Genomic DNA, 24,775 nt, shown 5'->3' on the forward strand with positions numbered 1-24,775 from the left:
AAGGCGCACGGTTCGGGCCGGAACGTCCCGTCGCCCTTTTGACCGCCGCCGCCGACGCGGACGTATGTACGAGGTCGAGATCAAGGTCCCGGCGGACCTCGAGGCCGTCCGGGATCGGCTCCGCGAGGCCGACGCCGAACCCGCCGAGACCCGTCGACAGCGCGACGTCTACTACGACGCGCCCCACCGCGAGTTCGCCGAGACCGACGAGGCACTCCGGGTCCGACGGGAGACCGTGCTCCGCGGGGAGGAAACGGACCACGGAGCGTCAACCGATGCGGAGTCGGTCCGGCTCACCTACAAGGGTCCGCTCCTGGACGACGACTCGAAGACCCGCGCGGAACACGAGACGGGCGTGGACGACGGCGAGGCGATCTCGAGGATCCTCGACGGCCTCGGGTTCGAGCCGGCCGCGACCGTCGAGAAGCGACGCGAGTACTGGCGGCTGAACGGGTTCACCGTCGCGCTCGACGCCGTCGACCGCGTCGGCGAGTTCGTGGAGATCGAGCGGGAGGTCGAAGCCGAGGACGCCATCGGTCCGACCCGGGAGGCCGCGGTCGAGACGCTGGCGACGATCGGGCTCCGCGCGGGAGACCAGGTCCGCACGTCGTACCTCGGGTTGTTGCTCGCGGACGACTAGGGTCCGGACCCGCCGTCCCCGGCGTCTTCCCCTTCGGGCCGCTTCAGCGAGAGGGCGGTCCGCTCGAACGAGCAGACGAGGACGTCGTCGTCGCTCCCGTCGTCACCTCTCTCCCCGTAGCTCTCGTCGTCGGCTTCGGGCTCACCGTCGGCGTCCCCGTCTCCGACTTTGAAGGCCTCGACGCGCATGGTGACGATCCCGCGTTCGCCGTCGCTCGTCTCGCGTTTCTCGGTCACCGTCGACTGCGCCCGGATCGTGTCGCCGTGAAAGACGGGGTTCGGGTGTTCGACGTCGTCGTACGAGAGGTTGGCGACGATCGTCCCGTCGGTCGTCTCGGGGATCGAGATTCCGACCGCGAGCGACATGGTGTAGAGCCCGTTGACGAGCCGTTCTCCGAACCGCGTGTCGGCCGCGAACGCCGCGTCGAGGTGGAGCGGCTGCCCGTTCATCGTCATGTCACAGAAGCGCTGGTTGTCGGCCTCGCTCACCGTCCGTCGTCGTCGGTGTTCGATCGTCTCGCCGACCTCGAACTCCTCGTAGTAGCGTCCCGTCATGCCGGACCCCTCCACGGGCGTCCACATATCGCTGTCGACCGCGACGACCGCGACGATCACGCCGGCCGCGACGACCGCGACGACCGACCTTCGTCCGACGGCCCGCGACCGATTTATGACCCGGCCCCGAGGAGCCGTGAACATGCCTCGACGGAGCCTCCTGTTCTCGCCGGGCGACCGCCCGGAACTGATGCGAAAGGGCGCCGAAACGAACGCGGACGTGCTGTGTTTCGACCTGGAGGACGCGGTCGTGCCGGCCCGAACGGACCGAGCCCGCGAGGCGGTGCGGTCGGTCCTCTCCGATCCCGCCTTCGATCCCGACGCGGAGGTGTGCGTGCGCCTGACCGCGAACGAGCCCGAGGCGGATCTCGACGCGCTCGTCGACGACGGGTCCGAAACGGAGGGTGACCTCCGGCTCGACGCCGTCATGCTCCCGAAGGTCGAGGCGGCCGCCTCGGTCGATCGAGCCGACGAGCTCCTGGCCGACCGCGGACTCGATCCGGTCGTGTTCGCGGTCGTCGAGACCGCCGGGGGCGTCCTCGCCGCCCGGGAGATCGCGGACGCGACGGCGACGACGGCGCTCGTTTTCGGCGCGGAGGACCTCGCCGCCGACCTCGGCGCGACCCGGACCGCGGAGGGGACCGAGGTGCTCTACGCCCGCGAGCACGTCGTCCTCGCGGCCAGCGCGGCGGGCGTCGACGCGATCGACACCCTTCACACCGACTTCACCGACGAGGCGGGCCTCCGCGAGGAGGCCGAGCTCGCGGCCACGTTCGGCTACGACGGCAAACTGGCGATCCACCCGAGTCAGGTCGACCCGATCAACGAGACGTTCACGCCGGGAGCGGACGAGGTCGAGTGGGCCGAGCGGGTGCTCGACGCCCGGGACGCCGCGGAGCGGGAGGGCCGGGGCGTCTTCGCGGTCGACGGCGAGATGATCGACGCGCCGCTCGTTGCGCAGGCGGAGCGCGTGCTCGAGCGCGCCGAGACAGCCGGACTCCGTGACGACGACGGCGAACGCTGACCCGTTCTCTGACGCGATTTCGACCGCGGTCGTCACCGTTAACTCACGGGCTGGGGACGTTCCCGTATGAGCGACGAGGCGAACCCCTACGAGAGCCTGAAAGAGCAGATCGACGACGCGGCGGCGTACCTCGACGCCGAAGACGGGGTTCTCACCCGACTGAAGAACCCGGAACGGGTGTTGGAGACGAACCTGACGTTCGAGCGCGACGACGGCTCGCTGGAGACCGTTCGCGCGTATCGCTCGCAGTTCAACGGGGACCGCGGCCCCTACAAGGGCGGCATTCGATACCATCCCGGCGTCACCCGCGACGAGGTGAAGGCGCTCTCCGGCTGGATGGTGTACAAGTGCGCCGTCGTGGACGTTCCGTACGGCGGGGGGAAGGGCGGGATCGCCATCGACCCGGCCGACTACTCGACCGACGAGCTGGAGCGGATCACCCGGAGCTTCGCGACCGAGCTCCGGCCGCTCATCGGGGAGGACCGGGACGTTCCGGCGCCCGACGTGAACACCGGCCAGCGGGAGATGAACTGGATCAAGGACACCTATGAGACGCTCGAGAACACGACCGCTCCCGGCGTGATCACGGGCAAGGCGCTCGATTCGGGCGGGAGCGAGGGTCGCGTCGAGGCCACCGGTCGGTCGACGATGCTCGCGGCCCGAGAGACCTTCGGCTGGCTCGATCGCGACATCGAGAACGCGACCGTCGCCGTCCAGGGGTACGGCAACGCCGGATCGGTCGCGGCCGCCCTCATCGAGGACCTCGGCGCGGACGTCGTCGCCGTCTCGGACTCGAGCGGCGGGATCCACGACCCCGAGGGACTCGACTCCCGCGACGTCAAGGAGCACAAGACCGAGACGGGAGCGGTCTCGGGATACGGCGACGCCGAGTCGATCACGAACGAGGAGCTGTTGACGCTCGATGTCGACCTCCTCGTACCCGCCGCCCTCGAGAACGCGGTCGACGCCGACCTCGCGGCGGACCTCGAGGCGGACGTGGTCGTCGAGGCGGCGAACGGCCCGCTGACGCCGGGGGCGGACGACGTGCTCACGGAGCGCGGTGTCTGGGTGGTCCCCGACGTGTTCGCGAACGCGGGCGGGGTCACCGTGTCGTACTTCGAGTGGGTCCAGAACCGCCAGCGGTTCCACTGGACCGAATCGCGCGTCAACGAGGAGCTCGAGCGCATCATCACCGAGGCGTTCGACGGGATCGTCGAGGCCTACGAGGACGAGGACCTCCCGAACCTCAGGACCGCCGCGTACGTCGTCGCGCTTCGCCGGGTCGTGAACGCCTACGAACAGGGCGGCAACTGGCCCTGACCGGACGGAGTCGCGTCTCGACCCGCCCCCTCTCCGAGCCTCACACGTCGAAGAGCCGTTCGGCGTCCTCGCGTTGTCTCCGGTAGATCCCCCGTCCCTTGAGCCGCGGGACCGGGTGCGTGTGGAGCGTCCCGCTCTCGAGGTCGTACACCAGCGGGAACACGTTCGTCCGGCGCTCGGCGACGGTGTAGGAGGTGGCAGCCGAGACGAGGTCGTCGTCGGCGGAGTCGACCACGAACGCGACGTACCCGATCGGCGTGGCCGAACTCGTTCCGTCGCTCAGGTCGGCGAGGAACTCCCGAAACCGATCCGCGGCGGCGGCGACGCCGGGGGCGTCGGCGTCGGTCGCGTCCACGAGCGTGGCGAAAACGGAGACGTGTCCGACCGTCGGGTCCTCCTCGCGTGTACTCCAGACCCGATCGAACCCGTCGATCCCCCCGTCGACGACGTCGAATCCGTGTTTTCGTCGGTTCGCAACGACCCCCTCGCGGTACCGGTCGAAGTCCATGTCACCGACGAAGGAGCCACGTGGTAAAAAATGACACACCTGCGGGCGACGAACGGCCACCGGTCGTTCTCCGGTTCGGCCGATCCGATCGGCGGACGGACGTCTAGACGAGCGTCGCGTCCGTCACCTCGAGGTGGCCGCGGTCGCCCTCCCAGACCGTCTCGTACGAGAGGTCGATCCGGCGGTCCATGTGGGGGCCGTCGACCACGTACGTCTCGAACTCCCCGCCCTCGCCGAGCGGGTGGACGCCGTACTCCGCCCGGAGGTCGAGAAGCTCGTCGAGGGCGTCGGCGTCGTAGCGCCGCCCGAGCCACGACTCGTCGAGCCCGTACGCGGCCACCTGAACGATCCGGATCTCTAAGCCCGCCTCGAACATCGCCTCCGCGAGGGCCACGGGGTCCTCGCCCCAAAGCGGCGCGAAGAGGTCGATCCCGAGCCGGTCGCACATCGCCCGGATCCGGCTCGTCTGGAACTCGCTCTCGACGGCCCCGGCGGTGACGCCGGCCAGATCGGTCCCGTCCGTCGCGGCCAACTCCCGGAGCGCGGCCTCCATCGGCTCCAACTCGGCGTCACCCTGGGCGGCCGCGTCGTCGACGTCGTCGGCCCCGAAGTCGTCCGGCTCGACCTCGATCAGGTCGATCCCGACGCTCTCGGCGGCGAGTTCGGCCAGACGCGTCGCCGGCGTGTGATACATGTAGGAGTCGCCGGCGGGGTGAACGGTGAGGAGTCGAGAGACGTTCAGCCCCTCCTGAATCGCTCGGTACAGCGCCCACGAGGAGTCCTTTCCGCCCGAGAAGAGACTCACCCAGTCGTCCGTCATACCGTCGATAGGGCGGTCGATGCTTAAAACGTCGAGGAAAGGCGGACGCACTCGGTGGAAAGAATACGGTCCGTTCGTCCGGCGTTCGAACGAAAAACGCGCCGCCGTGTCGTCTCGCTCGCGTCGTTCCCGTTTAATCGGAGATGAACTCGTTGTCGCGCCAGTTCACGCCGCCGTCGCCGTCGCCGGCACCCTGCGGGCTCTCGACCACCTCGATGCTCGCCGGGCGCGACTCGCCCTCGACGATCCGGGTCGCCTCGAGGTCGCCGTCGGCCTCCGTGATGGCCGTGAGCGTCCCCTTCTCGGCGCGGGTGGCGAGCTCGCGAAGCACGAGGAACATGGGGTACTGGAGCGCGGTGTTCTGGAGGACGGTCTCGCGGTCGCCCTTGAAACACGCGAACTCGACGAGTTCGGAGGGGATCTCCTCCTCCTCGTCGTCCATCCACTGCGGGCCGCCCGCTCGCGGGGGCTCCTCCTCGTACACCCGGGTCTCCGTGACCGACGCCTTCAGCTGGGCGGTCGGCGTGTACTTGCTGATGCTCTCGTCGTCGGACAGGGCCTTGATGATGAGTGTGTTGTTTCGACGCGTGATGTCGATGTCGTCGATCTCCGCGGGGAGTTCGGGGTCTTCGTCGAAGTACGCCTCTACGTCTTCGAGTGGCAGTTCGAGCGTCGAATGGAGTCGGAACACGCGGCCTGTCATTGTTTACTGGGGTGGGTGTGGGTCGGACCGGTCGTCGCGACGCGGGCGGTAAACGACTGCACCTACCCCACCTAGGTGACGTAGGCTTATATGGGCTACTCTTCGGAGAAGCCGTGGAGAATGAGGGGGCGGTCGGTTCCGGACGCGCGGCTACTCGACGCCGAGCTCGGCGGCCAGCTCGCCGCGCTCATCGAGCTCCGCAAGCACGTCGCTGCCGCCGACGAACTCCCCGTCGACGAACGTCTGGGGGATCGTCTCCCAGCCGCTGTGGTCGGCGAGCGCCTCGCGGTAGGCCGGGAGCGCGGGCAGCACGTCGACCGTCTCGAACTCCTCGACGTGCCCGCCGATCAGCTCGATGGCTCGCTGTGAGTAGCCGCACTGCGGCATCAGGCGGTTCCCCTTCATGAACAGAACCACGTCGTTTTCGGCGATCGCCTCGTCGACCCGCTCGCGCACCGCGTCCGGGTCCATGTCGCTTTCGGGCTGGAACGTCATGGGCCCCGATAGGCGACGACGAGTCAAAGGGGTTCCGGCCGACTCACTCGCGGTCGACGCTGACGACGTCGACGAGCGAGTAGACGGGGATGCCGTCGATGTCGTCGTAGCCGACCTTGTCGACGAGCACGACGCACGCGACCGGCTCGCCGCCGTGCTCGCGGATCGCGTCGATGGACTCGCGCATCGTGGTCCCCGAGGTGATGATGTCGTCGACGACGTAGCAGTCGCGGTCGCGGATCGCGGCGAAGTTCCGGGAGAAGCCGCCGCCGTGGTCGGCGATGTCGCCCTCCTCCCACTGGTGTTTCGCCGGGGCGTACGTCCCGAGGTCCGTGTCGAGCTCGCGGGCGACCGCGGTCGCGAGCGGCGCGCCCGCCTTCTCGATGCCGACCGTGAGGTCGACCGACTCGCCCTCCTTCGCGAGGAGGTCCGCCATCGCCTTCGCGGCGTAGGTGAGCCGCGTGGAGTCGCGGCCGAGCGCCGACCAGTCTACGTGGATGTCGGCGGTCGTGTCGCCGTCGGGCTCCGTCGCGCTCGCGTCGTTGCCGCCGGCGCGCTCGACGAGCCAGCTCGCCGTCTCGCGGGAGACGTTCAGCTCGTCGGCGATCTCGCCCTTCGAGAGGCCGCGTTCGGCGAGCTCGGCCGCGCTGTCGATCAGGTCGTCAACGTTCTTCATACGCGGCGAATTCGACCGCCGTTTTAATAGTCGTGTCGTCATCCACGAAGGCGGCCTCGAACTCCGAGAGCGGGTAGACGCCGGTGACCAGATCGGCGAAGAACGCCTCCGAGAGCCCCGAGAGCGACTCGACGGCCGACTCGAAGTGTTCGTACCCGGAGTTGACGCTGCCGACCAGCGCCTTGTTGTGTAAGACGAGCTCCCGGTGGAGCCGTCCTCCCTCGATCTCGAACTCCCAGTCGCCGGGCACGCCGAGCAGCGCCGCGACGCCGTTGGGCGCGAGCGCCTCGATGCTCTCGAAGGCGTGGGGAGCGTAGCCGGTCGCCTCGTAGACGAAGTCCACCGGCTCGTGTGCGTCCGGGATCGCGGGGACGGGCGTGTCGTTCGAGTTCACGTAGGTCGCGCCGAGCGACTCGATGACGTCGATCGTCGGATCGGGTCGCTCGCGCCGACCGAGACAGTAGACACGCTCGAGGTCGGCGTCGAGCATCGCGACGGTGAGCAGCCCAAGCGACCCGTTCCCCAACACGAGCGCCGAGTCGGGCTCCCAGTGGAACGCCGACCGGCTCGCGAAGGCGTGTTCGACCGCCTTCTCCGTGATCGAGGCGGGCTCGACGAGGAACCCCCACTCGGCGAGTTCGGGCGGGATCTCGACGAGGAACTCCGCGGGACTCGTGAAGTACTCGGCCATGAAGCCGTGTGCGCCAACGATCCCCCGCTCGTGGTACTCGCCGTCGGGAGCCATGTCCGGCTCGCCGCGGGCGAAGTACTCGTTCGCGCCATTGGGCGGCCGGCGGACCGTCGGGACGACCACGTCGCCGACCTCGAAGGGCGTGTCGTTCGGGTCCTCGACGACGCCGACCGCCTCGTGTCCGAGGACCATGTGGTCCTCGCCGTCCGGTCGGCCGCCGTGGCCCCCCGCGATGACCTCGTGGTCGGTCCCGTCGACGCCGACCCGGAGCGTGCGGACCAGCGCCTCGCCCGCCTCCGGCTCCGGACGCGGTTTCTCGATCACGACCGGCTCGGTTCCGTCCTCGTACACGGCGATCGCCTTCATACTGGAGTCGAGAGCCCCAGTCACCAAAAGATTTCTTTTATCGCGAGTAAACCTGATCGGCGCCGGTCGCCCCGGTCGGTCGTCCCCGGGGCGGCGACTTTTTGATTCGCCCGCCCCCACTCGAAGCCGTGTGTACGCTCACGCTCGCCTGGCGAGCCTTCCCGGACGTACCGGTCGCGCTGGCCGCCAACCGTGACGAGTCGCTCGAACGCGCCTCCGAGCCGCCGACCGTCCGCGGAGCGGAGCGGCGGTTCCTCGCGCCGCGCGACGCCGAGGCCGGCGGGACCTGGATCGGCGTGAACGACGCCGGCGTCGTCGTCGCCGTCACGAACCGGTGGCTCGAGCGTGATCGAAAAGGGGAGCGCTCACGCGGCCTGCTCGTCGAGGACTGTCTCCGGGAGCCGTCCGCCGAGGCGGCCGTGCGCGCGGTCGAGCGGGAGGTCGCCGACCGCGACTACGACGGGTTCAACCTCGTGCTCGCCGGCGACGCGGCGGCCTTCATGCTCTCGTACGACGGGTCGCTGGCCGTCACTCGCCTCGACCCGGGCGTCCACGTCGTCGGCAACGTCGGCGGCGTGGTCAACGGCGAGGCCCGGTTCGCGATACCCGACCGACGCGCGGAGTTCGGCGGGGAACGCGCGGAGAGCGCCCGCCGGATCGCGGGCGCGCTCGTCCCGGAGCCGGGAGGATCCGGCGAGGCGTGGCTCGACCGCGCGAGCGAGGTCCTCGCCGACCACGCGTACGGCGCGTGTCTCCACGGCGACGGCTACGGGACGCGTTCGTTCACCCGGATCCGGACCGGGTCGGTCCCGGCGGTGGCGTTCGCGGACGGTCCCCCTTGCGAGACGCCGGTGGAGTCGATCGGAGTTCCGGCGGACTTCCGGACGGAAAGCCAGTTTTAAGCGACTCGCCGGCGCCTGTGTGGGTATGAGCGTGTCCGAACTCGAGTCCGAGCTGTCGGCGGACGAGCGCGCCGGCCTCGAGCTCATCCGCGAGACCGGCGGGATCCACCAGAGCGACTTCTGGAAGGAGCTCGACGTCTCCTCGCGAAAGGGAAGCCGCATCGCGGAGGCCTTGGAGGAGTCGGGGCTCATCCAGCGCGAGAACACGGTGTACGACGGTCACAACACCTACTACCTCGAGCCGGCCCCGCGGGACCTCGACTTCTCGCTTCTGATGGCCGGCGACATGCTCTCGCCGTTCATCGGCGAGGAGGAGATCGATCCGCAGTCCGACGCGTTCTCGCAGTGGCTGATGAACCTCGCGTACGAGGAGTACTGAACCGGTCGTCCCGTTTCTCCCGACCGTTCCGTTCTCTTCTCCCCCGCCTCACGCCCGTCGGTCGTCGACGACGGCCCGCGCGACGCGTACCGCGTTCGCGAGCCCGGTCTCGAGTCCCGCCTCGGTGAGCGACGTCTCGAACGACTCGCGCGAGGACTCGCCCGGCTCCGGCCGGTCGTGGTTCGAGATCCCCCGAACGCTGAGGTATCGGTCCGCGAGCCCGAACCGCCGGAGCGCGGCGGCCGTCCCGGCGTCCTCCATCTCGGTCGCGCGGTACGGTCCCCGGTCGAGCGCCTCGAGGAGCCACGACACGTGGTCTGCGACCGTCCGTCCGTGCCACAGCTCGTCCGCACAGACGTTGGTTCCGACGGTCACGGCCGGTTCCGGCGCCTCCTCGACGCTCGCGAGATCGACGCCGGCCGCCGACTCGACCGCGTCCGAGACGAGGTCGGGCTCGAGGTCGACGACGCCCCGGCCCTCCGTGTAGGGGTCGGGCGCGATCGGCACGTCCTCGGCGTCCGCGTCGTCTCCGGCATCCGCGTCGGCTCCGGCAGGTCCGTCGTCGGGATCGAACCGGCACTTGTCGTCCCAGTCGACGATCTCGTCGGCGATCACCACGGACCCGATCGGGAGGTCGGGCGGCGCTCCCGCGATCCCGACCGAGAGGACGAGCGCGTCGGAGAGATCGACGGCGTCGTCGGCACAGAGCGCGGCGGTCGTCGTCGCGGCCGCGGTCTTGCCGATCCCCGTGGGGACGACGCCGAGCCCGGCCCCGTCGCGACGCAGCGGGGCGGCGACTCCCGGGACGTCGGTCCGCTCCGTCAGGTCGTAGGCGTCACGCCACGGGCCGACCTCGCCCGCCGACGGCAGCGGATCGAGGTCCTCGAACGCCGGCAACACGAGCGCGTCCAACTCCACCGGCATCCGGGGCGATCACCCCAACAGCAGCGCGAAGAGGGCCACGGCCGCCGTGAGCGTCAGGAACAGCACGCTCCGGCCGATCCCCGCCCGGATCTCGGCGTCGACGCCGGCGTTCGCGAGCAGCTGCCGCGGGTTCATCGCGACCCACTTCGCGCCCCCGACGACTCGCATCGTCGCGCGGTCGACGGCGGCCCACGACTCGGTGACGCCCCACACCGACCACCGGCCGGCGTAGAAGGCGGCCGGGAACAACACCGCGTCGACGTCGCGCATGTGGTGGGCGAGCCAGCCCAGCGGCCGCTTCAGCGCGAAGAAGCCGACGAAGCCCGCGACCAGCAGCGCGGCGCTCTCCGTCAGGTGGCTCGTGCTGTAGGGGTGGAAGTAGACCTCCTCGCCGCGGATGACCTCGGTAAAGGGCATCAACTCGATCAGCTGGCCGTAGAAGACGCCGAGGAAGACACACGCGCCCGCGGCCAACGCCATTCCCGCCGTCTGGAAGGGCGTGGCGTCGTCGGGCGAGATCGACGCGGACCCGTGGAAGAACACGTAGTAGCCGAGCTTGATGAACGACATGAACGTCCCGACGCCGCCGAGGACGAGCAGCCACCAGAGCAGCCCGCTGTCCAACAGCAACACGTACTCGTGGATCTCGTGGGCGGAGTCGAGCACCATCCCCTTCGAGATGAAGCCGTTGAATCCGGGGACGGCGGTGATGGAGGCCGCGCCGACGACGTACACGAGGAACGTGACGGGCATCACCCGCCAGAGCCCGCCCATCTCCCGGATGTCCTCGAGACCGGTCCGGTAGATCACCACGCCGACCGCCATGAACAGCAGGCTCTTGTACAGCACGTTGTTGAACAGGTGCGCGAAGCCGCCGACCACGGCGAACTCGCCGACGGCGGTCGCGAGCCCGAGTCCCGCGAGCATGTACCCGACCTGCGCCTGGATGTGATACGACAGCAGCCGGCGCGGGTCGTACTGTAACAGCGCGAAGAAGGCCCCGTAGACGGCCATGAAGCCGCCGAGGTACGCGAGCCACATGCCGCCCTCGGGGAACGCCCGGTACATCACGTACACCGCGGTCTTGGTCGTGAACACCGAGAGGAACACCGACGCCGCGACGTGCGGGCGCGGGTAGGTGTCGGGCAGCCAGGAGTGGAGGAAGACGAACCCACAGTTGATCCCGATCCCGATCGCGGCCAGAACGGTCGCGGCCGGGTGGATCCCGGTCGTCGCGGAGAACAGGAACGACCCGGCGTTCGCGAAGTGGACGACGACCGCCGCGAGGAGTATCGTCCCGCCCGTGCCGTGGAAGAGCGCGTAGCGGTAGCCGGCCCGCACCGCCGCGCCGCCGTACTGCCAGACGAGAAGCGTCGAGGTGACCGCCATCAGCTCCCAGAAGAAGATCAGGGTGAGCCAGTCGCCGGCGTAGATCGTCCCGACCGTGGTGGCGACGTAGATCAGCGCGAGCGACGTGACCCACTTCGGCGCGTCCGACCCGTACGCGTAGAGGACGGCCGCCGTCGCGAGGAACCCGACGACGACGCCCATCAGCAGCGAGAACGGGTCCACGTTGAAGAAGACCACGTCGAAGCCGAGGAACCGCGTCGCGAGGTGCGCGCCCGTCCCGCCGTCGCCGAGCAGGACCGCCTGCGCGAAGACGAACGCGGTCGCCAGCGCGGCGAGGCCGTGGCCGACCGCGCGCGGGAGCGCGAGCACGAGAAGCGACGCGACGGCGACGACGAGGTACGGCGGGACCGCGGTCAACGCGGCCGTCGGGACGGTCATGGACGAGCCACCTCCTCGGGGAGCCGCGTGTCGACGATGAGCTCGATCAGCTCCAGGAAGCCCATCTCGTAGGGGATCACGCCGAGCAACACGGCGAGGCTCATCGCCGTGAGGATCGGCGCGAGGGTGAACCACGTGGACTCGCGGCCCCGGAGGGCGGCGAGCCCGCGCAGATGCTCCCAGCCGCCCGGCGGCGGGCCGCCGTGGTGGGCGTCGTCGTGGTCGGCGTGACGGGCATCGTGGTCCGAAACGGTTCCGTCGTCGTCGATGTCGCCCTCGCCGTCATCGTCGCTCTCGACGTCCGACGATCCGGTCGAGCCCGCCCCGCCGCGACCCACGCCGAACGGTACGTCGGCGTCGGAGGGGCTCGCGTCGACCGCGTAGTCCCCGGTGTCGACGCGCTCTGCCGGCTCGGAGAAGTCCCGATCGCTCGTGTCGAAGTCCGGCCGAACGACGCCCTCCTCGTCGGTCGGGAGGTCGTCCGTCTCCGCGTCGGGGATGTCGGAGTCCTCCGGGATCTCCGGGTCGGTGTCCTCGGCGTCCGCGCCGTCGGCGTCGGCATCGGATCCGACCTCCGCGCTCTCGACGACGTCCTCGACGTCGGGCTCATCGTCGTCGGATTCGTCGACTTCATCGTCACCTGTGCGGCCCCCATCGGTCGCCGCGTCGTCACCTGCGCGGCCCCCGTCGGTCGCCGCCAGCGTCGACCGCCGCTCCCCGCCCATCGGGAAGTCGACGAGCGGCTTCGCGTCGTGGTCGTCCTCCGCCTCGAAGAAGGCGGTGTAGATCACCGGCCAGAAGTACGCGACGTTGAGCACGCCCGAGAGCAACAGCGCGCCGACGAGGTAGTAGGCGACCGGCGTCAACTCGGCGCCCATCCGGATCCCGCCGATCAGCATGTAGTACTTGCTCACGAACCCAGCCAGTAACGGTATCCCCGCCATGCCGAGCGAGGCGACCGTGAACGCCCCCATCGTCAGCGGCATCCGCTTGCCGATCCCCGCCATCTCGGAGATGTAGTCGGTGTGCGTCGAGACGTGGAGGTTCCCGGCACAGAAGAACAGGGTGAGCTTCATGAACGCGTGCGCCGGGATGTGGAGGAGTGCGCCCACGAGCCCGTACCAGCCGAAGAGGCCGAGCCCGAGGACGATGTAGCTGAGCTGGCTCACCGTCGAGTAGGCGAGCCGCTGTTTCAGGTGGTCCTTCCGGAGGGCGATGAGCGAGGCCGCCGTCAGCGTGATCGCGCCGATCGTCGAGAGGACGAGCCCCGCCGAGAAGCCGAACGGCAACGAGAGGTCGAAGACGAGCTCCGGGCCGAACACGTCGAGGACGACCCGCGAGACGCCGAACGCGCCGGACTTGACGACCGCGACCGCGTGGAGCAGCCCGGAGACGGGCGTCGGCGCGACCATCGCCTCGGGGAGCCACTGGTGGAGCGGCATGATCCCGGCTTTCACGCCGAAGCCGACGGCGAGCAGGAAGAACGCGAGCATCGCCAACCCGGGGTCGGCGCTCGCCAGTTCCTCGATGCCGCCCGCCGTGAACGCGACGGTCCCCGTCAGCCAGTACACCATGACGGTGCCCGCGAGCACGAGCACGCCGCCGCCGAACATCGTGTACGCGAGGTACTTCCGGCCGGCCGAGCGTGCCTCCGGCGTCTCGTCGTGGGCGACGAGCGGGTACGTCGCGATCGACAACAGCTCGTAGAAGACGAAGATCGTCACGAGGTTGCCCGCGAACGCGATCCCCATCGTCGCCGACAGCGACACGGCGAAGGCGGCGAAGTAGCGGGTCTGGTTGGCCTCGTCGAGCCCGCGCATGTAGCCGATGCTGTAGAACGAGGTGACGATCCAGAGGCCGGACGCGAGGAAGGCGAACAGCATCCCGAGCGCGTCGGCACGGAGCACGAACGCGATGTCCGGGAGGATCTCGACCACCGTCCACTCGAAGACGGTCCCCTCGAGCACGCGGGGGAGCATCGAGGCGACGATAGCGAACTTCGCGACCGCCGCGAGGATCGTCCACCCCTCGCGGACGTTCGGCGAGCGGTACGACGCGACGACGAGCACGGCCGCGACGAGCGAGACGAGGACGGCGAGCAGTGGACGTGGGTCCTGAACGATGGCTTCGGTCATGCGAACACCTCCGAGAGGTACGGGTCGAGAAGCGACTCGAACCCGGCCCCCGCGAAGCCGAGTCCGACGACGACGAGCGCCGCGGCGACGAGGACGACGAGCGGGGCGGTCGGGACGGTCCCGGGAGCGGTGGCGTCACCGCTGCCGCCGTCGGCGACGGCGTCGCCCGCGTCACGGGCCGGCCCGTCGGCGTGACCGCCGGCATCGCCGTGATCGGCGACGCCGCGTTCCGCGTCCCCGCGGTCGACGCCCGCGAAGTACAGCTGTTCTATCACGCGGGCGACGTACGCCAGCGTGAACAGGGTGCTGGCGAGGATCACGGCCGCGAGCGCGATGCCGACGACGCCGCCGGTCGCGCCGGCCGACCGGACCGCGCCGAGCGAGACGTACCACTTGCCGAGGAACCCGACCGACGGCGGAATGCCGACGAGCGAGAGGCCGAGGACGGCGAGCGCGCCCGAGGCGAACGGGGCGTCCCGCGCGAGGCTCGCGAGGTCCTCGACGCGGCGCGCGCCGTACCCCGCGGCCAGAAGCGCGAGCCCGCAGAAGAGCCCGAACTTCATCAGGCCGTGGCCGACGAGGTGGACGACCCCTCCCAGTAACGCGGTCTCGTCGGCGATCCCGACCGCGGCGGCGACCATCCCGAACTGCGCGACCGAGGAGTACGCGAACATCCGTTTGAGGTCGGACTGCATGACTGCGAGTCCCGACCCCGCGAGGATCGAGACGCCGGCGACGAGGAGGACCCCCGTCGTGATCGCGTCGTTGGCCGCGAGGAAGTCGACGGTGAACACCGAGTAGGTCACCCGGATCAGCGCGTACGCGCTGGCGGTCGACACGAGCGCGGCGACGAGCGTCGTCACCGAGTCCGGCGCGCGCTGGTAGGCGTCCGGCTGCCAGGAGTGGACCGGGAAGAGCGCGATCTTCAACGCGAACCCGACGACGATGAAGGCGTAGCCGGCCCGGATCAGCGGGTCGGTGTATCCCGCCTGTTCGACTATCTGGACGCTCACGTCGGCCATGTTCAGCGTCCCCGTCGCGAGGAAGACGTAGCCGACCCCGACGAGGTACAGCGACGCGCCGACGGTCCCGACGACGAGGTACTTCAGCGAGGCGTACGCGCTCGCGCCCGACCGGTCGGCCGCGATGAGCGCGTACGTCGTGAGTCCGACGATCTCGAGGAAGACGAACAGGTTGAACAGGTCGCCCGTGAGCGAGACGCCGACCAGCCCGCCGGTCAGGAGCAGGTAGGCGCTGTGGAAGGCGTTCCCGCGCGGACCGATCGCCCGAGAGAGGACGAGCGTGGCCGCCGAGACGAGCGTGACGAGGAGGAACACCGCCGCCGACAGCTCGTCCGCGACGAGCTCGATCCCGATCGGCGGCGCGTAGCCGCCCAGTTCGTGGTCGAACGGCCCGGCCGTGTACACCTCGAGTGCCACCGCGGCCGCCGAGCCGACCAGTCCGAGCGTCGTGACCGCCGCCACCGGCCAGCCGACGTCCTCGTACCGCAGCCCCAGCGCGAGCGGCAGCGTCGCCGCCACGATGGGAACGGCGATCGAGAGCGGCAACAACACGTCAGTCATCGCCGTCACCTCCCTCGCCGCTCGACTCCCCGCCGGGGAGCCCCGGACCCGCGGGCAGCGACCCCTCCTCGCGTAACAGCTCCCGGAGCGTGTCGACTCGGAGCGTGCCGTACTCGTCGTAGATCCGGATGCAAAGCGCGAGCGCCACCGCGGTGAGGCTCACGCCGACGACGATGGCGGTGAGCACGATCACGTGCGGGAGCGGGCTGACGTAGGGACCCTCACCGCCCGAGTAGACGATCGGGATCGCGCCGCCCTCGACGTACGCCGAGGCGATGAAAAGCAGGAATATCGCGGTCTGGAACAGGTTGAGTCCGATGACCTTCTTCACGAGGTTTGGGTTGGCGATCATCATGTAGAGTCCGATACAGAGCAGCAGCGCGAACGTCACGTACGCGTGACGGGTTCCGAGCACGTCGAGCGCCGTGCCGGCGGCGACCGGCGACCCGGCGAGCACGTCGAACGCGGCGTGCGCGGCGGACCCGGCCGGGAGCGCCGTCATCTCTCACCCCCGTCGGTTGCGACGCCGTCGGCGGGCTCCGGCGACTCAGCGTCGTCCGGCTCGTCCGGCTCGTCCTCGTCGGTGAAGGAGTCCCGGTCGCCGATGGACGGTCCGGAGTCCTCGCCGTTGAAGCCGCGGGCGAGCACGAAGAACAGCCCCATGAGCACGCCGCTCACGATGGCGGCGATGCCGACGATCTCCACGGCCTCCATCCCGTACTTCACGGGGTCGAGGATCGGCAGCGGCAACAGGTCGTACTGGAGGAACGCGCCGCCGAGCGCGACCGGGATCAGCCCGATCGCGGCGAACGCGAGGGTTCCGCCGACCGCGAGCGCGACGACGACCGTGTTGGCGAGCCACTGACGGGTCGCCTCGATGCCGAAGGCGAAGGCGATCATGAACACGACCGCCGCCATGATCGCGCCGCCCTGGAAGCCGCCGCCGGGCGAGCCGCCGCCGTGGAACGTGACGAACAGCCCGTAGGTGAACGCGAACGGCGAGACGACCTTCACCGTCGACATGATCACCTGGCTCTCCGTGTACGGCGTTCCCTGTCTCGTCTCCGAGTCGAGCCGCCCGCTCCGCCGAGGTGGTTCGACCGGCTCCGCGGATCCGGCGTCGGCGAGCGCGCCGGTGTCGGCGTCGGCGTCAGCGTCACGCCCGCCGGCGTCGGCGTCCGAAGCGTCGCTCATGCGAACACCTCCCGTCGGAGGACGATGAGGGCGGCGATCCCGGCCGCGAAGACGACGACCGCCTCGCCGAAGGTGTCGAACCCGCGGAACGCCGCCAACACCGCCATCACGGTGTTCTCGACGCCGGTCACGGCGTACGTCTCGGCGAGATACCACTGGGTGACGTCGGGGTTGCTCCAGACCGGCGCGTCCGGCGAGCCGACCGCCGGAACGTCGACCATGGTGATCGCGAGCCCGACGAACAGCAGGCCGGCCGCCCCGGCCGCCGGGTAGTTCACCGCCTCGAAGGCGGCCTCGTGGTCGATCCGGGTCGTCTTCGCGAGCGTCAACAACAGGAGGACCGTCGTCACGCCCGCGGAGATCGCCGCCTCCGTCATCGCCACGTCGGGCGCGCGGTAGAACGTGTACAGCGCGGCCATCCCGAGACTGTACGCCCCGAAGACGATGACCGCGGCGAGCACGTCTCGCGCGAACGCCGTGGCGAGCGCCGTGAGCACGACGAAGACGAAGAGGCTCGCCTCTATCGCCGTGACCTCGGCGACGACGGGGGTGATCGTTCCCGTCATCGGCGCTCGTCCCCCTCGGTCCACGGCACGGTCCCCTCCTCGAAGGCCGCCCGCGCGATGGCGTGGGCCGCCGTCGGGTTCGTCACGAAGATGAAGAACACCAGGAGCACGGCCTTGAATCCCGTACCCTCCCAGCCGGCCGCGAGCGCGACCGCCGCGAGCGTGAAGCCGGCACCCAGCGTGTCCGCCTGCGAGGCGGTGTGTGCCCGCGAGTAGACGTCCGGGAGCCGGATCACGCCGGTCATCGAGACGAAGGTGAAAAAGAGGCCGAGCAGGCTGAAGACGACGATCAGCGCGAGGCGAGCGGGTCCGAGCGCGTCGATCACAACACACCACCCCGCTCGACGGTGAACTTCGAGATGGCGATCGCCATCAGGAAGTTCAACAGCGCGTACACCAACGCGATGTCGAGGAACGTCGGCTCCGAGAGCGCCGCCCCGAGGATCGCGAGGATGACGACGGTGTTGGTCCCGAGCACGTTGACCGCGAGCACGCGGTCCTGCATCGTCGGTCCCTTCACCGCCCGGTAGAGCATCCCGATCGCGAGGACGACGAAGCCGGCGGCCACGACGAGCAGGAAGTCACCCACGGCGTAGCCGCCGGCGAGGGACGCGTCGACGACGCTCATTCGGCCGTCACCTCCTCGTCTCCGTCGGCGGCGGGCGCGTTCGACGCGGCCGCGTCGGCGACCGGACCGTCGGCGGCCGGGGCGTCAGGGGAGTCTTCCCGCGTCGACTCCTCGGGGATCGAGCCGCCGTCGGCCCGCGTTCCGGGGTACTCCTCCGTGGCGTCCGGTCCCTGGAAGATCCCGACGTCGTCGCGCTCGCGTGGGGTCGGCAGCCGGGCCGCCTCCCGGCCGTAGAAGACGAACCGGGTCCAGCGCTCCAGCGAGCCGTCGAAGAGGCCGTCGCGGGCCCACGGGATGAGCGAGTGGACGTAGAGGTTCCCGTCGCGCGCCCGGACCGTCAGCGTCCCGGGCGTGAGCGTGATCGAGTTCGCGAGCGTCGTGATCGGGAGCCCGCTGCCGACGATCACGCGGACCCGGTTCAGCGTCGGGTCGATCGGCATCCGAGGGTCGAGGATCACCCGCGCCACGACGACGTTCGATTTGAGGATCTCGTACAGCAGCGCGGGGACGTACACCGCCCCGCGAAGCAGTCGGATCGGCGTCCGCGAGAGCGACGGGTCGGCGTCGAGGCTGATCCGCGAGAGCGTGATCGCGACGACCGCCGCGCTCGCGACGCCGCTCGCGAGGTCGAACCAGTAGAGCGGGTCGCCGAGCGCGAGGTAGAACGCGAGCGACAGCGCGAACGTCGCGGCGAAGCGGATCCCGGTCGCCTCCTTGCGGAGCCGCTCGCGGCGGGTCGGCCGGGTGACGGGGGCCTCCCGGACGGCGAGGTCGGTGCTCGAGAGCGCGAACTCGAGCGGCTGGAGCAGCGTCGTGTTGCCGACCGGCGTGTACTCCGGATCCAACACGACCGTCTCTGCGTCGTGCTCGTCGGCGTACGCCGCCAGTTCGCGGACGTAGTCGTCCGCGCCGAAGAGGTACTCGTCGTCGCCGACGATCGCGGTGACGACCTCCACGTCGCCGACTTCGACGTCGTCGACGTCCGCGAGGTCGGCCTCGGCCCACGTGGCGACGCGCTCGAGCAGCCGGTCGACGGCCGCCTCCCGGTCGGCCGTGTCCGGGTCGTCGCGTCGCCACGTGGCGAAGACGACGAAGTGGATCGACGAGAACTCCCCGCCGGCGGCGGATTCGACGAGGTGTGTGACCGTCGCGCGCAGCGTCGGCGTCGATTCGACGGGCACGACGACCGAACCGCGCTTCGGGGCGTCAACCACCGGATTCACCTCCCTCGGCGTCGGGGATGGCCGTCTGGCTACACATGGGTATGTCTACCCGACGCGTGGCCCTACCGCCCCAAAACAGTTTGTATCCCGGTCGGATCGCCCCGCCGTCGCGTCGGTCGATCCGTTCGTCTCCGGGAACCGTCACTCGTCGCGGTCCGGAACTTCCTCGTTCGTCACGGTCCGGCGGTTCCCCGCTCGTCTCGGCCCGGACGCCCTCAGTCGTCGCGGCCCAGAACCGTCGCCAGCCGGTCCGCGATCCGGCCGGCGACGGCGTCCTTCGACCCGGAGGCCGGCTCCGGCTCGGTTCCCTCGGCACCGACGAGCAGGACGCGCGTCCGGTCGTCGCCCATCACGCTCGCGTCGTTGGCGACGACGAACGCGAGCCCGACTCGGTCGCGGATGCGCTCCGCCTCCGCGACCATCGCCGCGTCGTCGCCGGAGGTCTCGGCTTTGAACCCGACGAGCGGGAGGTCCGGGTTCGCCTCCCGGACGGAGTCGAGCAGCTTCGGCGTCGGCCGGAGATCGACCGACAACGGCGACCCCGACCGGATCTTCTCGTCGACGGCGTCGGCGGTGAAATCGGATATCGCCGCCGCCGATATCAGCGCGTCGGCGGTCACGGCCGCCTCCCGGCAGGCGTCGATCATCTCGTCCGCGGTCTCGACGGCGACCACGTCGGCGTAGGGGACCTCGGGGCCGTCCTGGACGAGCGTCACGTCGGCCCCGCGGACGTAACACGCGCGGGCGACCGCCCGCCCCGTCTTGCCGGACGCCCGGTTCGTTAAGATCCGGATCGGGTCGATCCGCTCCTTGGTCGCGCCCGCCGTGACGACGACGTGGGTCCCCGAGAGCGCGTCGGGCGTCGTGGCGCGGGCGACCTCCGTCAGGATCGTCGACTCCGCGGCGATCTTGGCCTTCCCCTCCTCGATCCGCGGGTCGGCGAACGTCACGCCCCACGCCTCCAGGGTGTCGAGCGCGGCGAGCACGCCCGGGTGGTCGTACATCGGCTCGTGCATCGCCGGGGCCATCACGACGGGCACGTCCGCGCCGAGTGCCGTGGTCGCACAGGTGGTGACGGGGGTGTCGTCGACGGCGGCCGCGACCTTTCCGGCGGTGTTCGCGGTCGCCGGAGCCAGGAGGAGGACGTCCGCCCAGCCGTCGCGGCCGCAGAGCTCGACGTGCTCGACGTCGCCGGTGATCTCCGTGACGACGGGCTCGTCGGTGGCGAAGTCGACCGCCCACGGGTGGACGATGTCCGTCGCCGCCGGCGTCATCACCGCGCGGACGCTCGCGCCGTGGCGGCGCAGTTCGTGGGCGAGCTCGACCACCTTCACCGCCGCGATGCTGCCCGAGACGCCCAGCGCGACGTTGACCCCCGCTAACATTGTCGGCCGTTCCCGCCCCGGGGGCTTATATCACGCCCATCTCGCCGAGCCGTTCGGGGAGGTACGTCTCGGTGACGAAATCGAGCCCGCGGCTCGCGAGCGACTGCTGTTCGGACTTCTTGCCGATGTCGAGCTGGAGCTCGATCTGCTCCTCCCAGTAGTCGGTCTGGAAGCGGGGGTCCTCCAGTTCCGACTCGAGGGCGTTGACGTCGGAGTCGGAGAGCGGGTCCGACGGGAGGTCGTACTCGACGATGTCGGCCGGCTGGATCCCGATGAACCGCGCCTCCGGCGTCGCGAGGTACTTCGAGAGGTGCGCGGACTTGATCGACCCGTACGCGACGGAGCCGTAGATCCGGTAGGACCACGGGTCGCCGTCGGTGAACACCACCACCGGGAGGTCGAGCTCGTCGCGGAAGCGCTTCGTCAGCCGGCGCGTGGCACGCGCCGGCTGTCCGCCCAGGTGGACGACCAGCGCGTCGTGTGCCTCGTCGAAGCCGTTCTCGACGAGCCGGTCGCGCATCCCGCCGGTCTCGACGCAGAGGACGAACTCGGCGTCGTTCTCGAGGAACTCGATGGTGTCGGGGTTGTTGGGGATCTGGTAGCCGCCCTGTCCCACGTCGAGCTGGCAGTGGATGTCGCGGTCGCCGCGGTTGGTCTGCTCGCGGAGCCGCAGCGGACCCATCACCTTCGCGCCCGACTCCTCCGGGCGCATGTGGAAGTCCTCGCGGGTGACGCCCGTGACGATCTCGAGGTCCTCGATGAGGTCGTTCGACTCGTCCTGGCTGTTGAACTGCGCCTCGTCGTTGTCCCACGACTCCGAGAGGTAGTACAGCTCACGCAGGGTCGAGGAGCGGTCCGCATCCAGCTGGTCCGCGAGGAACTCGATGGTGAACGCCGCCTTCAACAGCTTCCGCGCGCCGTTGACCGAGTTGGCGCTCCGGACCGACGTGCGGTCCCCGTAGGTCCACACGCCGCTCTCTTCGTCGTACTCGATGTTGCTTTTCGTCCGGGTCGGCAGCTCCATCTCCGGGATCCTCCCGGCCGCGAACTGGTCGTAGAAGTCCGCGGCCAGGTCGATGAGCTCGTCTCGTGCGTCGGCGTCTGTCTTCATGCGTTCACCGTGAGTTTCTCCGTCTCGACGCCGCCGACGCTGACCTCGAAGTCGGCCTCGCCGTCGACGGCGTAGGTCAGTTCCCGCTCGTCGCCCGAGGCCACCTCGGGTTTCCACTGGACGAACCACTCGCCGTCCATGTCCACGGCGGTCCCGTCGGAGAGGTCGGTCGGCTCGGTCGAGACGATGTCCGTGATCTCCAATCGCTCGTTCACGTCCGAGTGGTTCTCGACGACGAGCCGGACCGTGCCGTCGTCGACCTCGCGCTCGACGCTGACGTTGTTCATGATCCGCGCCAGCGCGCCGTCGATGTCGGGACGAGACCGGCCGGTCACCTCCGAGACCTTGTCGGCCATCTCCGGGAGGATCCGGCCGAGCACGTCCTGTTTCTCCCGGCGCTGTTGCATCGAGCGCCGCTTGTTCAGGTACGACTTCAACTCGCGGGCCGCCTCCCGCACCGCGAGTTCGATCTCGTCTTCGATCGCGGGGACGTTCGCGATCGCGTCCTTCGACTCGCTCGTGAACGGGACGTTCGTCGACGCGACGTGGATGCTTATCACGGCCGGCCCGTTCGGCATCCCCGAGCCGCCGGGCTGGTCGAGCCCGTAGTTGCGCCAGCCGATGGTGCGGATCACGTCGGTGGTCGCACACGCCCCCCGCTGGTAGACGAGCGGGACGCGGTTCGCGAACCGCAGGAGTTCGACGGAGCCCTCCGCGGGGATCTCCCCGCCGTAGGCGATCCCGGCCTCGACGATGAACGGGTCGCCGCCGTGGACCTCGGCGTCGCGGGTCGCCGCCGCGTAGAAGTCCGCGTCGTACTCCTTGCGGAGCCCGGCCTCCACCAGCTCCGCCGTGATCGGCGCGAGACAGTCCGTCGGCGGCGCGAGGATGTCCGTGCCGCGCATGGCCTCGAGGAGGTCGGCCGCGGCGTCGCGGTCCCCCGACACCTCCCGTACCTTCGGCGGGTCGTCGGGGACGGTTCGGGCCCGCGACCAGACCGCCTCGACGACGTTCTCGCGGGCGGTCTCGCCGAACGTCGCGTCGTGCTGTTCGTCGACGAAGTTCGCCGCGTCCGCGACGAGCCGATCGAGGTCGTCGCGGGTGATCCGGTAGGCGTCGCCCTCGAGGTCGGCGAGCCGGAACGCGATCGCCTCCGCCATCGCCCTGACCGCCTCGTCGTCCTTCCGCGTCGAGGTGACCTCGTCGACGAGCACGTACAGGTCGGCCACGATCGGGGAGTCGTCGGCGGCGACCCCGCGTTCGTCTCCGTCCGCCTCGTCCCCGTCGTCCTCGCCCGCGTCACCCGTCGTGACGACCCGCCACGCCGCCCGGGTGGCGTTCTCGCGCACCGTGGAACCGAACGTGCGGCCGGTGTCGTCCTCGACCGCGTCGGCGACGTTCCCGACGATCGTCTCGAGTTCGGCGCGGGAGAGGTGGTCGTTTCCGGCCACGGTCTCCGCGACCCCGTCCGCGAACGCGCTGGTCGCGTCCGCGCCCTTGTTGGCGACGGCGGCCTCGATCGCGTCCTCGACGTCCGCGCTCGTCGCGCCCGTCACCGTCGACCGGGCGGAGGGCGGCGACCAGGCGAGCTCGCGACCGTAATAGCGGTCGCGGAACGCGTCGATGACGTTGTCCGCCGTCTTCTTGCCGACCCGCGTGAACTCCTCCTGGAGGAACCCCGAGACCGAGTACGACTCCGTCGCCTCGAGCATCTTGATGAGCGCGCCGAGTTCGACGCCGTGCGGGTGCGGGCGGATCTCCTCCGTCTCGGCCGGCAGTTCGTCGGTCGCGCGCTCGAACTTCCAGGGCTCCTCGAGGCCCGGCTCGCGCAGCTCGATCCGGGCGTGCGGGTTGACGACCGCGGTGTGTTTCACGTAGTCGTGGAGCTGCGAGCGCGCCCGCATGTTCGCCTCCATCTCCAACTCGATCCGCGTGCCGTGCGGGCGGTCCCAGGAGGTGGTCTCGTCGACGCTGATCTCCGGTTCGTTGGTGTCGGTGTCGATGATCAGCTCGAAGTACTGCGCGTCCGACTGTCCCTTCGGCCGCGACGTGATCTTCGCCGGCTGTCCCGAAGTGAGCTGGGAGTACAGCACGGCCGCCGAGATGCCGATCCCCTGCTGACCGCGGTTCTGCTCCCGCTTGTGAAACCTCGAACCATACAACAGTTTCCCGAAGACCTTCGGGAGTTGCTCTTTGGTGATCCCCGGTCCGTTGTCCTCGATCACGACGCGGTAGTAGTCGCCGACCTCCGTGATCTCGACGTAGACGTCGGGGAGGATCCCGGCCTCCTCGGTCGCGTCGAGGGCGTTGTCGACCGCCTCCTTGACGGCGGTGACGAGCCCACGAGCGCCCGAGTCGAACCCGAGCATGTGTTTGTTCTTCTCGAAGAACTCGGCGATGGAGATCTCCCGCTGGCTCTCGGCCAGCTCCTCCGCGATCCCCTCGTCCTCGCCGAGACTCGACTGGAAGGACGTCATTCGGTGCCCGTACCTTTCGCCGAGGGGAATAAAAACGAACCGGCAGCGAGGTGAAAGTGGAGATCGTGTCGGTCCCGGCGGTTCCCGGCGGACGCGGCGGGAGGGATTTATGTACCGATCCCGCGTGTTCTCGACCGTGCTCGAGTTCACCCGCGCGGCCTATGACGCGGTCGTCGACCACGCGCGCCGCGGGGAACCGAGGGAGGTGTGCGGCGTGCTGGCGGGGATGAGAGGCGCCCCCGACAGCGAGGACGCGGATCGAGCCGAGAGCCTCGTCACCGAGGCCCTCCCGACCGAGAACGTCGCCGAGCGGCCGGAGACGCGCTACCGGATCGACCCGGAGGAGCTGTTCGCGGTCGTCGAGTCGATCGAGGGCGACGGCCTCGAAGTCGTCGGGTTCTACCACTCGCATCCCGCGGGACCGCCCCGTCCGAGCGAGACTGACGTCGCCCGAGCGACGTGGACCGACCACTCGTACGCCATCTGCGCGCTGGACGGCCACCCGTTCGTCGGGTCGTGGCGCTGGCGCGGGACGGACGAGGGGTTCGATCGGGAGGTCGTCGCGGTTCGGAGCGAGCGGTCGGACGCGTGACGCTCGAGTACCGGGCGAGACGCTCGGACGTTTCGGCCGCGACTCGAACCGGGACCGCCGCATGGTATAAGTACCCGTCACGCAAGGGTCG

General features: G+C 69.8%; 26 protein-coding genes. 6 read left to right on the forward strand and 20 right to left on the reverse strand.

Going from position 1 to position 24,775, the window contains the following annotated elements; translation table 11 throughout:
• Window positions 1-64 precede the first annotated feature (64 nt).
• Window positions 65-640: a class IV adenylate cyclase gene (cyaB, locus tag F3H10_RS10280; protein WP_149784678.1), complete on the forward strand. Its 576-nt coding sequence runs from the start codon at window positions 65-67 to the stop codon at window positions 638-640.
• Here the strand turns inward: cyaB and F3H10_RS10285 are convergent.
• Window positions 637-1,194 carry a MaoC family dehydratase gene (locus F3H10_RS10285; protein ID WP_149784719.1) on the reverse strand — a complete coding sequence of 186 codons (558 nt, stop codon included), beginning with the start codon at window positions 1,192-1,194 and terminating at the stop codon, window positions 637-639. The genes cyaB and F3H10_RS10285 overlap by 4 nt on opposite strands.
• Before the next feature lie 142 nt (window positions 1,195-1,336).
• On the opposite strand from F3H10_RS10285, the gene F3H10_RS10290 reads away from it, so the two are divergent.
• Both F3H10_RS10290 and F3H10_RS10295 read left to right on the forward strand, forming a co-directional pair.
• Complete coding sequence (locus F3H10_RS10290; RefSeq protein ID WP_149784679.1) at window positions 1,337-2,218, forward strand: HpcH/HpaI aldolase/citrate lyase family protein; 882 nt, start codon at window positions 1,337-1,339, stop codon at window positions 2,216-2,218.
• Between the two features lie 66 nt (window positions 2,219-2,284).
• A complete protein-coding gene (locus tag F3H10_RS10295; protein ID WP_149784680.1) occupies window positions 2,285-3,538 on the forward strand; it encodes a Glu/Leu/Phe/Val family dehydrogenase in 1,254 nt (417 codons plus the stop codon).
• Window positions 3,539-3,578: 40 nt separating this feature from the next.
• Here F3H10_RS10295 and F3H10_RS10300 read toward each other — a convergent pair whose 3' ends face one another.
• From F3H10_RS10300 to F3H10_RS10325, 6 genes are all read right to left on the reverse strand, one after another.
• The gene (locus tag F3H10_RS10300; RefSeq protein ID WP_149784681.1) at window positions 3,579-4,046 is read right to left on the reverse strand and encodes a hypothetical protein; all 468 of its coding nucleotides are present in this window, start codon (window positions 4,044-4,046) and stop codon (window positions 3,579-3,581) included.
• Between the two features lie 103 nt (window positions 4,047-4,149).
• A complete protein-coding gene (locus tag F3H10_RS10305) occupies window positions 4,150-4,866 on the reverse strand; it encodes a diphthine--ammonia ligase (protein ID WP_149784682.1) in 717 nt (238 codons plus the stop codon).
• A gap of 133 nt (window positions 4,867-4,999) precedes the next feature.
• Window positions 5,000-5,569, reverse strand: coding sequence for a DUF7110 family protein (locus tag F3H10_RS10310; protein WP_149784683.1), 570 nt, complete (start codon window positions 5,567-5,569; stop codon window positions 5,000-5,002).
• A gap of 150 nt (window positions 5,570-5,719) precedes the next feature.
• Window positions 5,720-6,064 (reverse strand): glutaredoxin family protein, encoded by a 345-nt coding sequence (locus tag F3H10_RS10315; RefSeq protein ID WP_149784684.1) that lies wholly within the window; start codon window positions 6,062-6,064, stop codon window positions 5,720-5,722.
• Window positions 6,065-6,107: 43 nt separating this feature from the next.
• Window positions 6,108-6,740 (reverse strand): transcriptional regulator GfcR, encoded by a 633-nt coding sequence (gene gfcR, locus F3H10_RS10320; RefSeq protein ID WP_149784685.1) that lies wholly within the window; start codon window positions 6,738-6,740, stop codon window positions 6,108-6,110.
• A complete protein-coding gene (locus tag F3H10_RS10325; protein ID WP_149784686.1) occupies window positions 6,727-7,797 on the reverse strand; it encodes a glucose 1-dehydrogenase in 1,071 nt (356 codons plus the stop codon). The genes gfcR and F3H10_RS10325 overlap by 14 nt, the downstream gene beginning before the upstream one ends.
• Before the next feature lie 128 nt (window positions 7,798-7,925).
• On the opposite strand from F3H10_RS10325, the gene F3H10_RS10330 reads away from it, so the two are divergent.
• Together F3H10_RS10330 and F3H10_RS10335 are read left to right on the forward strand one after the other, a co-directional pair.
• Window positions 7,926-8,699 carry an NRDE family protein gene (locus F3H10_RS10330; RefSeq protein WP_149784687.1) on the forward strand — a complete coding sequence of 258 codons (774 nt, stop codon included), beginning with the start codon at window positions 7,926-7,928 and terminating at the stop codon, window positions 8,697-8,699.
• A gap of 25 nt (window positions 8,700-8,724) precedes the next feature.
• The gene (locus F3H10_RS10335) at window positions 8,725-9,078 is read left to right on the forward strand and encodes a helix-turn-helix transcriptional regulator (RefSeq protein WP_149784688.1); all 354 of its coding nucleotides are present in this window, start codon (window positions 8,725-8,727) and stop codon (window positions 9,076-9,078) included.
• A gap of 48 nt (window positions 9,079-9,126) precedes the next feature.
• Here the strand turns inward: F3H10_RS10335 and F3H10_RS10340 are convergent, their stop codons facing one another.
• From F3H10_RS10340 to F3H10_RS10400, 13 genes are all read right to left on the reverse strand, one after another.
• Window positions 9,127-10,002, reverse strand: coding sequence for a phosphorylase family protein (locus F3H10_RS10340; RefSeq protein WP_149784689.1), 876 nt, complete (start codon window positions 10,000-10,002; stop codon window positions 9,127-9,129).
• A 9-nt stretch (window positions 10,003-10,011) separates the two neighbouring features.
• Window positions 10,012-11,790 carry a Na(+)/H(+) antiporter subunit D gene (locus F3H10_RS10345; RefSeq protein WP_149784690.1) on the reverse strand — a complete coding sequence of 593 codons (1,779 nt, stop codon included), beginning with the start codon at window positions 11,788-11,790 and terminating at the stop codon, window positions 10,012-10,014.
• Window positions 11,787-13,925: a cation:proton antiporter gene (locus F3H10_RS10350; RefSeq protein ID WP_149784691.1), complete on the reverse strand. Its 2,139-nt coding sequence runs from the start codon at window positions 13,923-13,925 to the stop codon at window positions 11,787-11,789. Before F3H10_RS10350 ends, F3H10_RS10345 begins: the two co-directional genes overlap by 4 nt.
• On the reverse strand, window positions 13,922-15,508 hold the full coding sequence (locus F3H10_RS10355; RefSeq protein ID WP_149784692.1) for a proton-conducting transporter transmembrane domain-containing protein: 1,587 nt from the start codon (window positions 15,506-15,508) through the stop codon (window positions 13,922-13,924). Before F3H10_RS10355 ends, F3H10_RS10350 begins: the two co-directional genes overlap by 4 nt.
• Window positions 15,501-16,010 (reverse strand): cation:proton antiporter subunit C, encoded by a 510-nt coding sequence (locus tag F3H10_RS10360; protein WP_149784693.1) that lies wholly within the window; start codon window positions 16,008-16,010, stop codon window positions 15,501-15,503. The genes F3H10_RS10355 and F3H10_RS10360 overlap by 8 nt, the downstream gene beginning before the upstream one ends.
• Window positions 16,007-16,702, reverse strand: a complete 696-nt coding sequence (locus F3H10_RS10365; RefSeq protein WP_223174294.1) for an MnhB domain-containing protein — start codon at window positions 16,700-16,702, stop codon at window positions 16,007-16,009. The genes F3H10_RS10360 and F3H10_RS10365 overlap by 4 nt, the downstream gene beginning before the upstream one ends.
• Window positions 16,699-17,268 (reverse strand): DUF4040 domain-containing protein, encoded by a 570-nt coding sequence (locus F3H10_RS10370; protein ID WP_149784694.1) that lies wholly within the window; start codon window positions 17,266-17,268, stop codon window positions 16,699-16,701. Before F3H10_RS10370 ends, F3H10_RS10365 begins: the two co-directional genes overlap by 4 nt.
• Window positions 17,265-17,591: a monovalent cation/H(+) antiporter subunit G gene (gene mnhG, locus F3H10_RS10375; protein WP_149784720.1), complete on the reverse strand. Its 327-nt coding sequence runs from the start codon at window positions 17,589-17,591 to the stop codon at window positions 17,265-17,267. The genes F3H10_RS10370 and mnhG overlap by 4 nt, the downstream gene beginning before the upstream one ends.
• Window positions 17,591-17,896 carry a cation:proton antiporter gene (locus F3H10_RS10380; RefSeq protein ID WP_149784695.1) on the reverse strand — a complete coding sequence of 102 codons (306 nt, stop codon included), beginning with the start codon at window positions 17,894-17,896 and terminating at the stop codon, window positions 17,591-17,593. Before F3H10_RS10380 ends, mnhG begins: the two co-directional genes overlap by 1 nt.
• On the reverse strand, window positions 17,893-19,110 hold the full coding sequence (locus F3H10_RS10385; protein ID WP_223174295.1) for a monovalent cation/H+ antiporter subunit E: 1,218 nt from the start codon (window positions 19,108-19,110) through the stop codon (window positions 17,893-17,895). Before F3H10_RS10385 ends, F3H10_RS10380 begins: the two co-directional genes overlap by 4 nt.
• Before the next feature lie 224 nt (window positions 19,111-19,334).
• Entirely contained in the window at window positions 19,335-20,504 is a 1,170-nt protein-coding gene (coaBC, locus tag F3H10_RS10390; protein ID WP_149784697.1) for a bifunctional phosphopantothenoylcysteine decarboxylase/phosphopantothenate--cysteine ligase CoaBC, read from the reverse strand.
• A gap of 25 nt (window positions 20,505-20,529) precedes the next feature.
• Window positions 20,530-21,615 carry a DNA topoisomerase IV subunit A gene (locus tag F3H10_RS10395; protein ID WP_149784698.1) on the reverse strand — a complete coding sequence of 362 codons (1,086 nt, stop codon included), beginning with the start codon at window positions 21,613-21,615 and terminating at the stop codon, window positions 20,530-20,532.
• Entirely contained in the window at window positions 21,612-24,092 is a 2,481-nt protein-coding gene (locus F3H10_RS10400) for a DNA topoisomerase VI subunit B (protein ID WP_149784699.1), read from the reverse strand. The genes F3H10_RS10395 and F3H10_RS10400 overlap by 4 nt, the downstream gene beginning before the upstream one ends.
• A gap of 136 nt (window positions 24,093-24,228) precedes the next feature.
• Between F3H10_RS10400 and F3H10_RS10405 the strand changes: the two genes are divergently transcribed.
• Window positions 24,229-24,684, forward strand: a complete 456-nt coding sequence (locus F3H10_RS10405; RefSeq protein WP_149784721.1) for a desampylase — start codon at window positions 24,229-24,231, stop codon at window positions 24,682-24,684.
• Window positions 24,685-24,775 lie beyond the last annotated feature (91 nt).

The sequence above is a fragment of the Halorubrum aquaticum genome, assembly GCF_900113615.1.
Lineage (GTDB): Archaea > Halobacteriota > Halobacteria > Halobacteriales > Haloferacaceae > Halorubrum > Halorubrum aquaticum.

Bases quoted from the DNA above. Each gene is read 5' to 3' on its own strand.
- cyaB (WP_149784678.1), top strand. From the start codon at position 65: ATGTACGAGGTCGAGATCAAGGTCCCGGCGGACCTCGAGGCCGTCCGG.
- F3H10_RS10285 (WP_149784719.1), bottom strand. From the start codon at position 1,194: ATGACGGGACGCTACTACGAGGAGTTCGAGGTCGGCGAGACGATCGAA.
- F3H10_RS10290 (WP_149784679.1), top strand. From the start codon at position 1,337: ATGCCTCGACGGAGCCTCCTGTTCTCGCCGGGCGACCGCCCGGAACTG.
- F3H10_RS10295 (WP_149784680.1), top strand. From the start codon at position 2,285: ATGAGCGACGAGGCGAACCCCTACGAGAGCCTGAAAGAGCAGATCGAC.
- F3H10_RS10300 (WP_149784681.1), bottom strand. From the start codon at position 4,046: ATGGACTTCGACCGGTACCGCGAGGGGGTCGTTGCGAACCGACGAAAA.
- F3H10_RS10305 (WP_149784682.1), bottom strand. From the start codon at position 4,866: ATGACGGACGACTGGGTGAGTCTCTTCTCGGGCGGAAAGGACTCCTCG.
- F3H10_RS10310 (WP_149784683.1), bottom strand. From the start codon at position 5,569: ATGACAGGCCGCGTGTTCCGACTCCATTCGACGCTCGAACTGCCACTC.
- F3H10_RS10315 (WP_149784684.1), bottom strand. From the start codon at position 6,064: ATGACGTTCCAGCCCGAAAGCGACATGGACCCGGACGCGGTGCGCGAG.
- gfcR (WP_149784685.1), bottom strand. From the start codon at position 6,740: ATGAAGAACGTTGACGACCTGATCGACAGCGCGGCCGAGCTCGCCGAA.
- F3H10_RS10325 (WP_149784686.1), bottom strand. From the start codon at position 7,797: ATGAAGGCGATCGCCGTGTACGAGGACGGAACCGAGCCGGTCGTGATC.
- F3H10_RS10335 (WP_149784688.1), top strand. From the start codon at position 8,725: ATGAGCGTGTCCGAACTCGAGTCCGAGCTGTCGGCGGACGAGCGCGCC.
- F3H10_RS10340 (WP_149784689.1), bottom strand. From the start codon at position 10,002: ATGCCGGTGGAGTTGGACGCGCTCGTGTTGCCGGCGTTCGAGGACCTC.
- F3H10_RS10345 (WP_149784690.1), bottom strand. From the start codon at position 11,790: ATGACCGTCCCGACGGCCGCGTTGACCGCGGTCCCGCCGTACCTCGTC.
- F3H10_RS10350 (WP_149784691.1), bottom strand. From the start codon at position 13,925: ATGACCGAAGCCATCGTTCAGGACCCACGTCCACTGCTCGCCGTCCTC.
- F3H10_RS10355 (WP_149784692.1), bottom strand. From the start codon at position 15,508: ATGACTGACGTGTTGTTGCCGCTCTCGATCGCCGTTCCCATCGTGGCG.
- F3H10_RS10360 (WP_149784693.1), bottom strand. From the start codon at position 16,010: ATGACGGCGCTCCCGGCCGGGTCCGCCGCGCACGCCGCGTTCGACGTG.
- F3H10_RS10365 (WP_223174294.1), bottom strand. From the start codon at position 16,702: ATGAGCGACGCTTCGGACGCCGACGCCGGCGGGCGTGACGCTGACGCC.
- F3H10_RS10370 (WP_149784694.1), bottom strand. From the start codon at position 17,268: ATGACGGGAACGATCACCCCCGTCGTCGCCGAGGTCACGGCGATAGAG.
- F3H10_RS10380 (WP_149784695.1), bottom strand. From the start codon at position 17,896: ATGAGCGTCGTCGACGCGTCCCTCGCCGGCGGCTACGCCGTGGGTGAC.
- coaBC (WP_149784697.1), bottom strand. From the start codon at position 20,504: ATGTTAGCGGGGGTCAACGTCGCGCTGGGCGTCTCGGGCAGCATCGCG.
- F3H10_RS10395 (WP_149784698.1), bottom strand. From the start codon at position 21,615: ATGAAGACAGACGCCGACGCACGAGACGAGCTCATCGACCTGGCCGCG.
- F3H10_RS10400 (WP_149784699.1), bottom strand. From the start codon at position 24,092: ATGACGTCCTTCCAGTCGAGTCTCGGCGAGGACGAGGGGATCGCGGAG.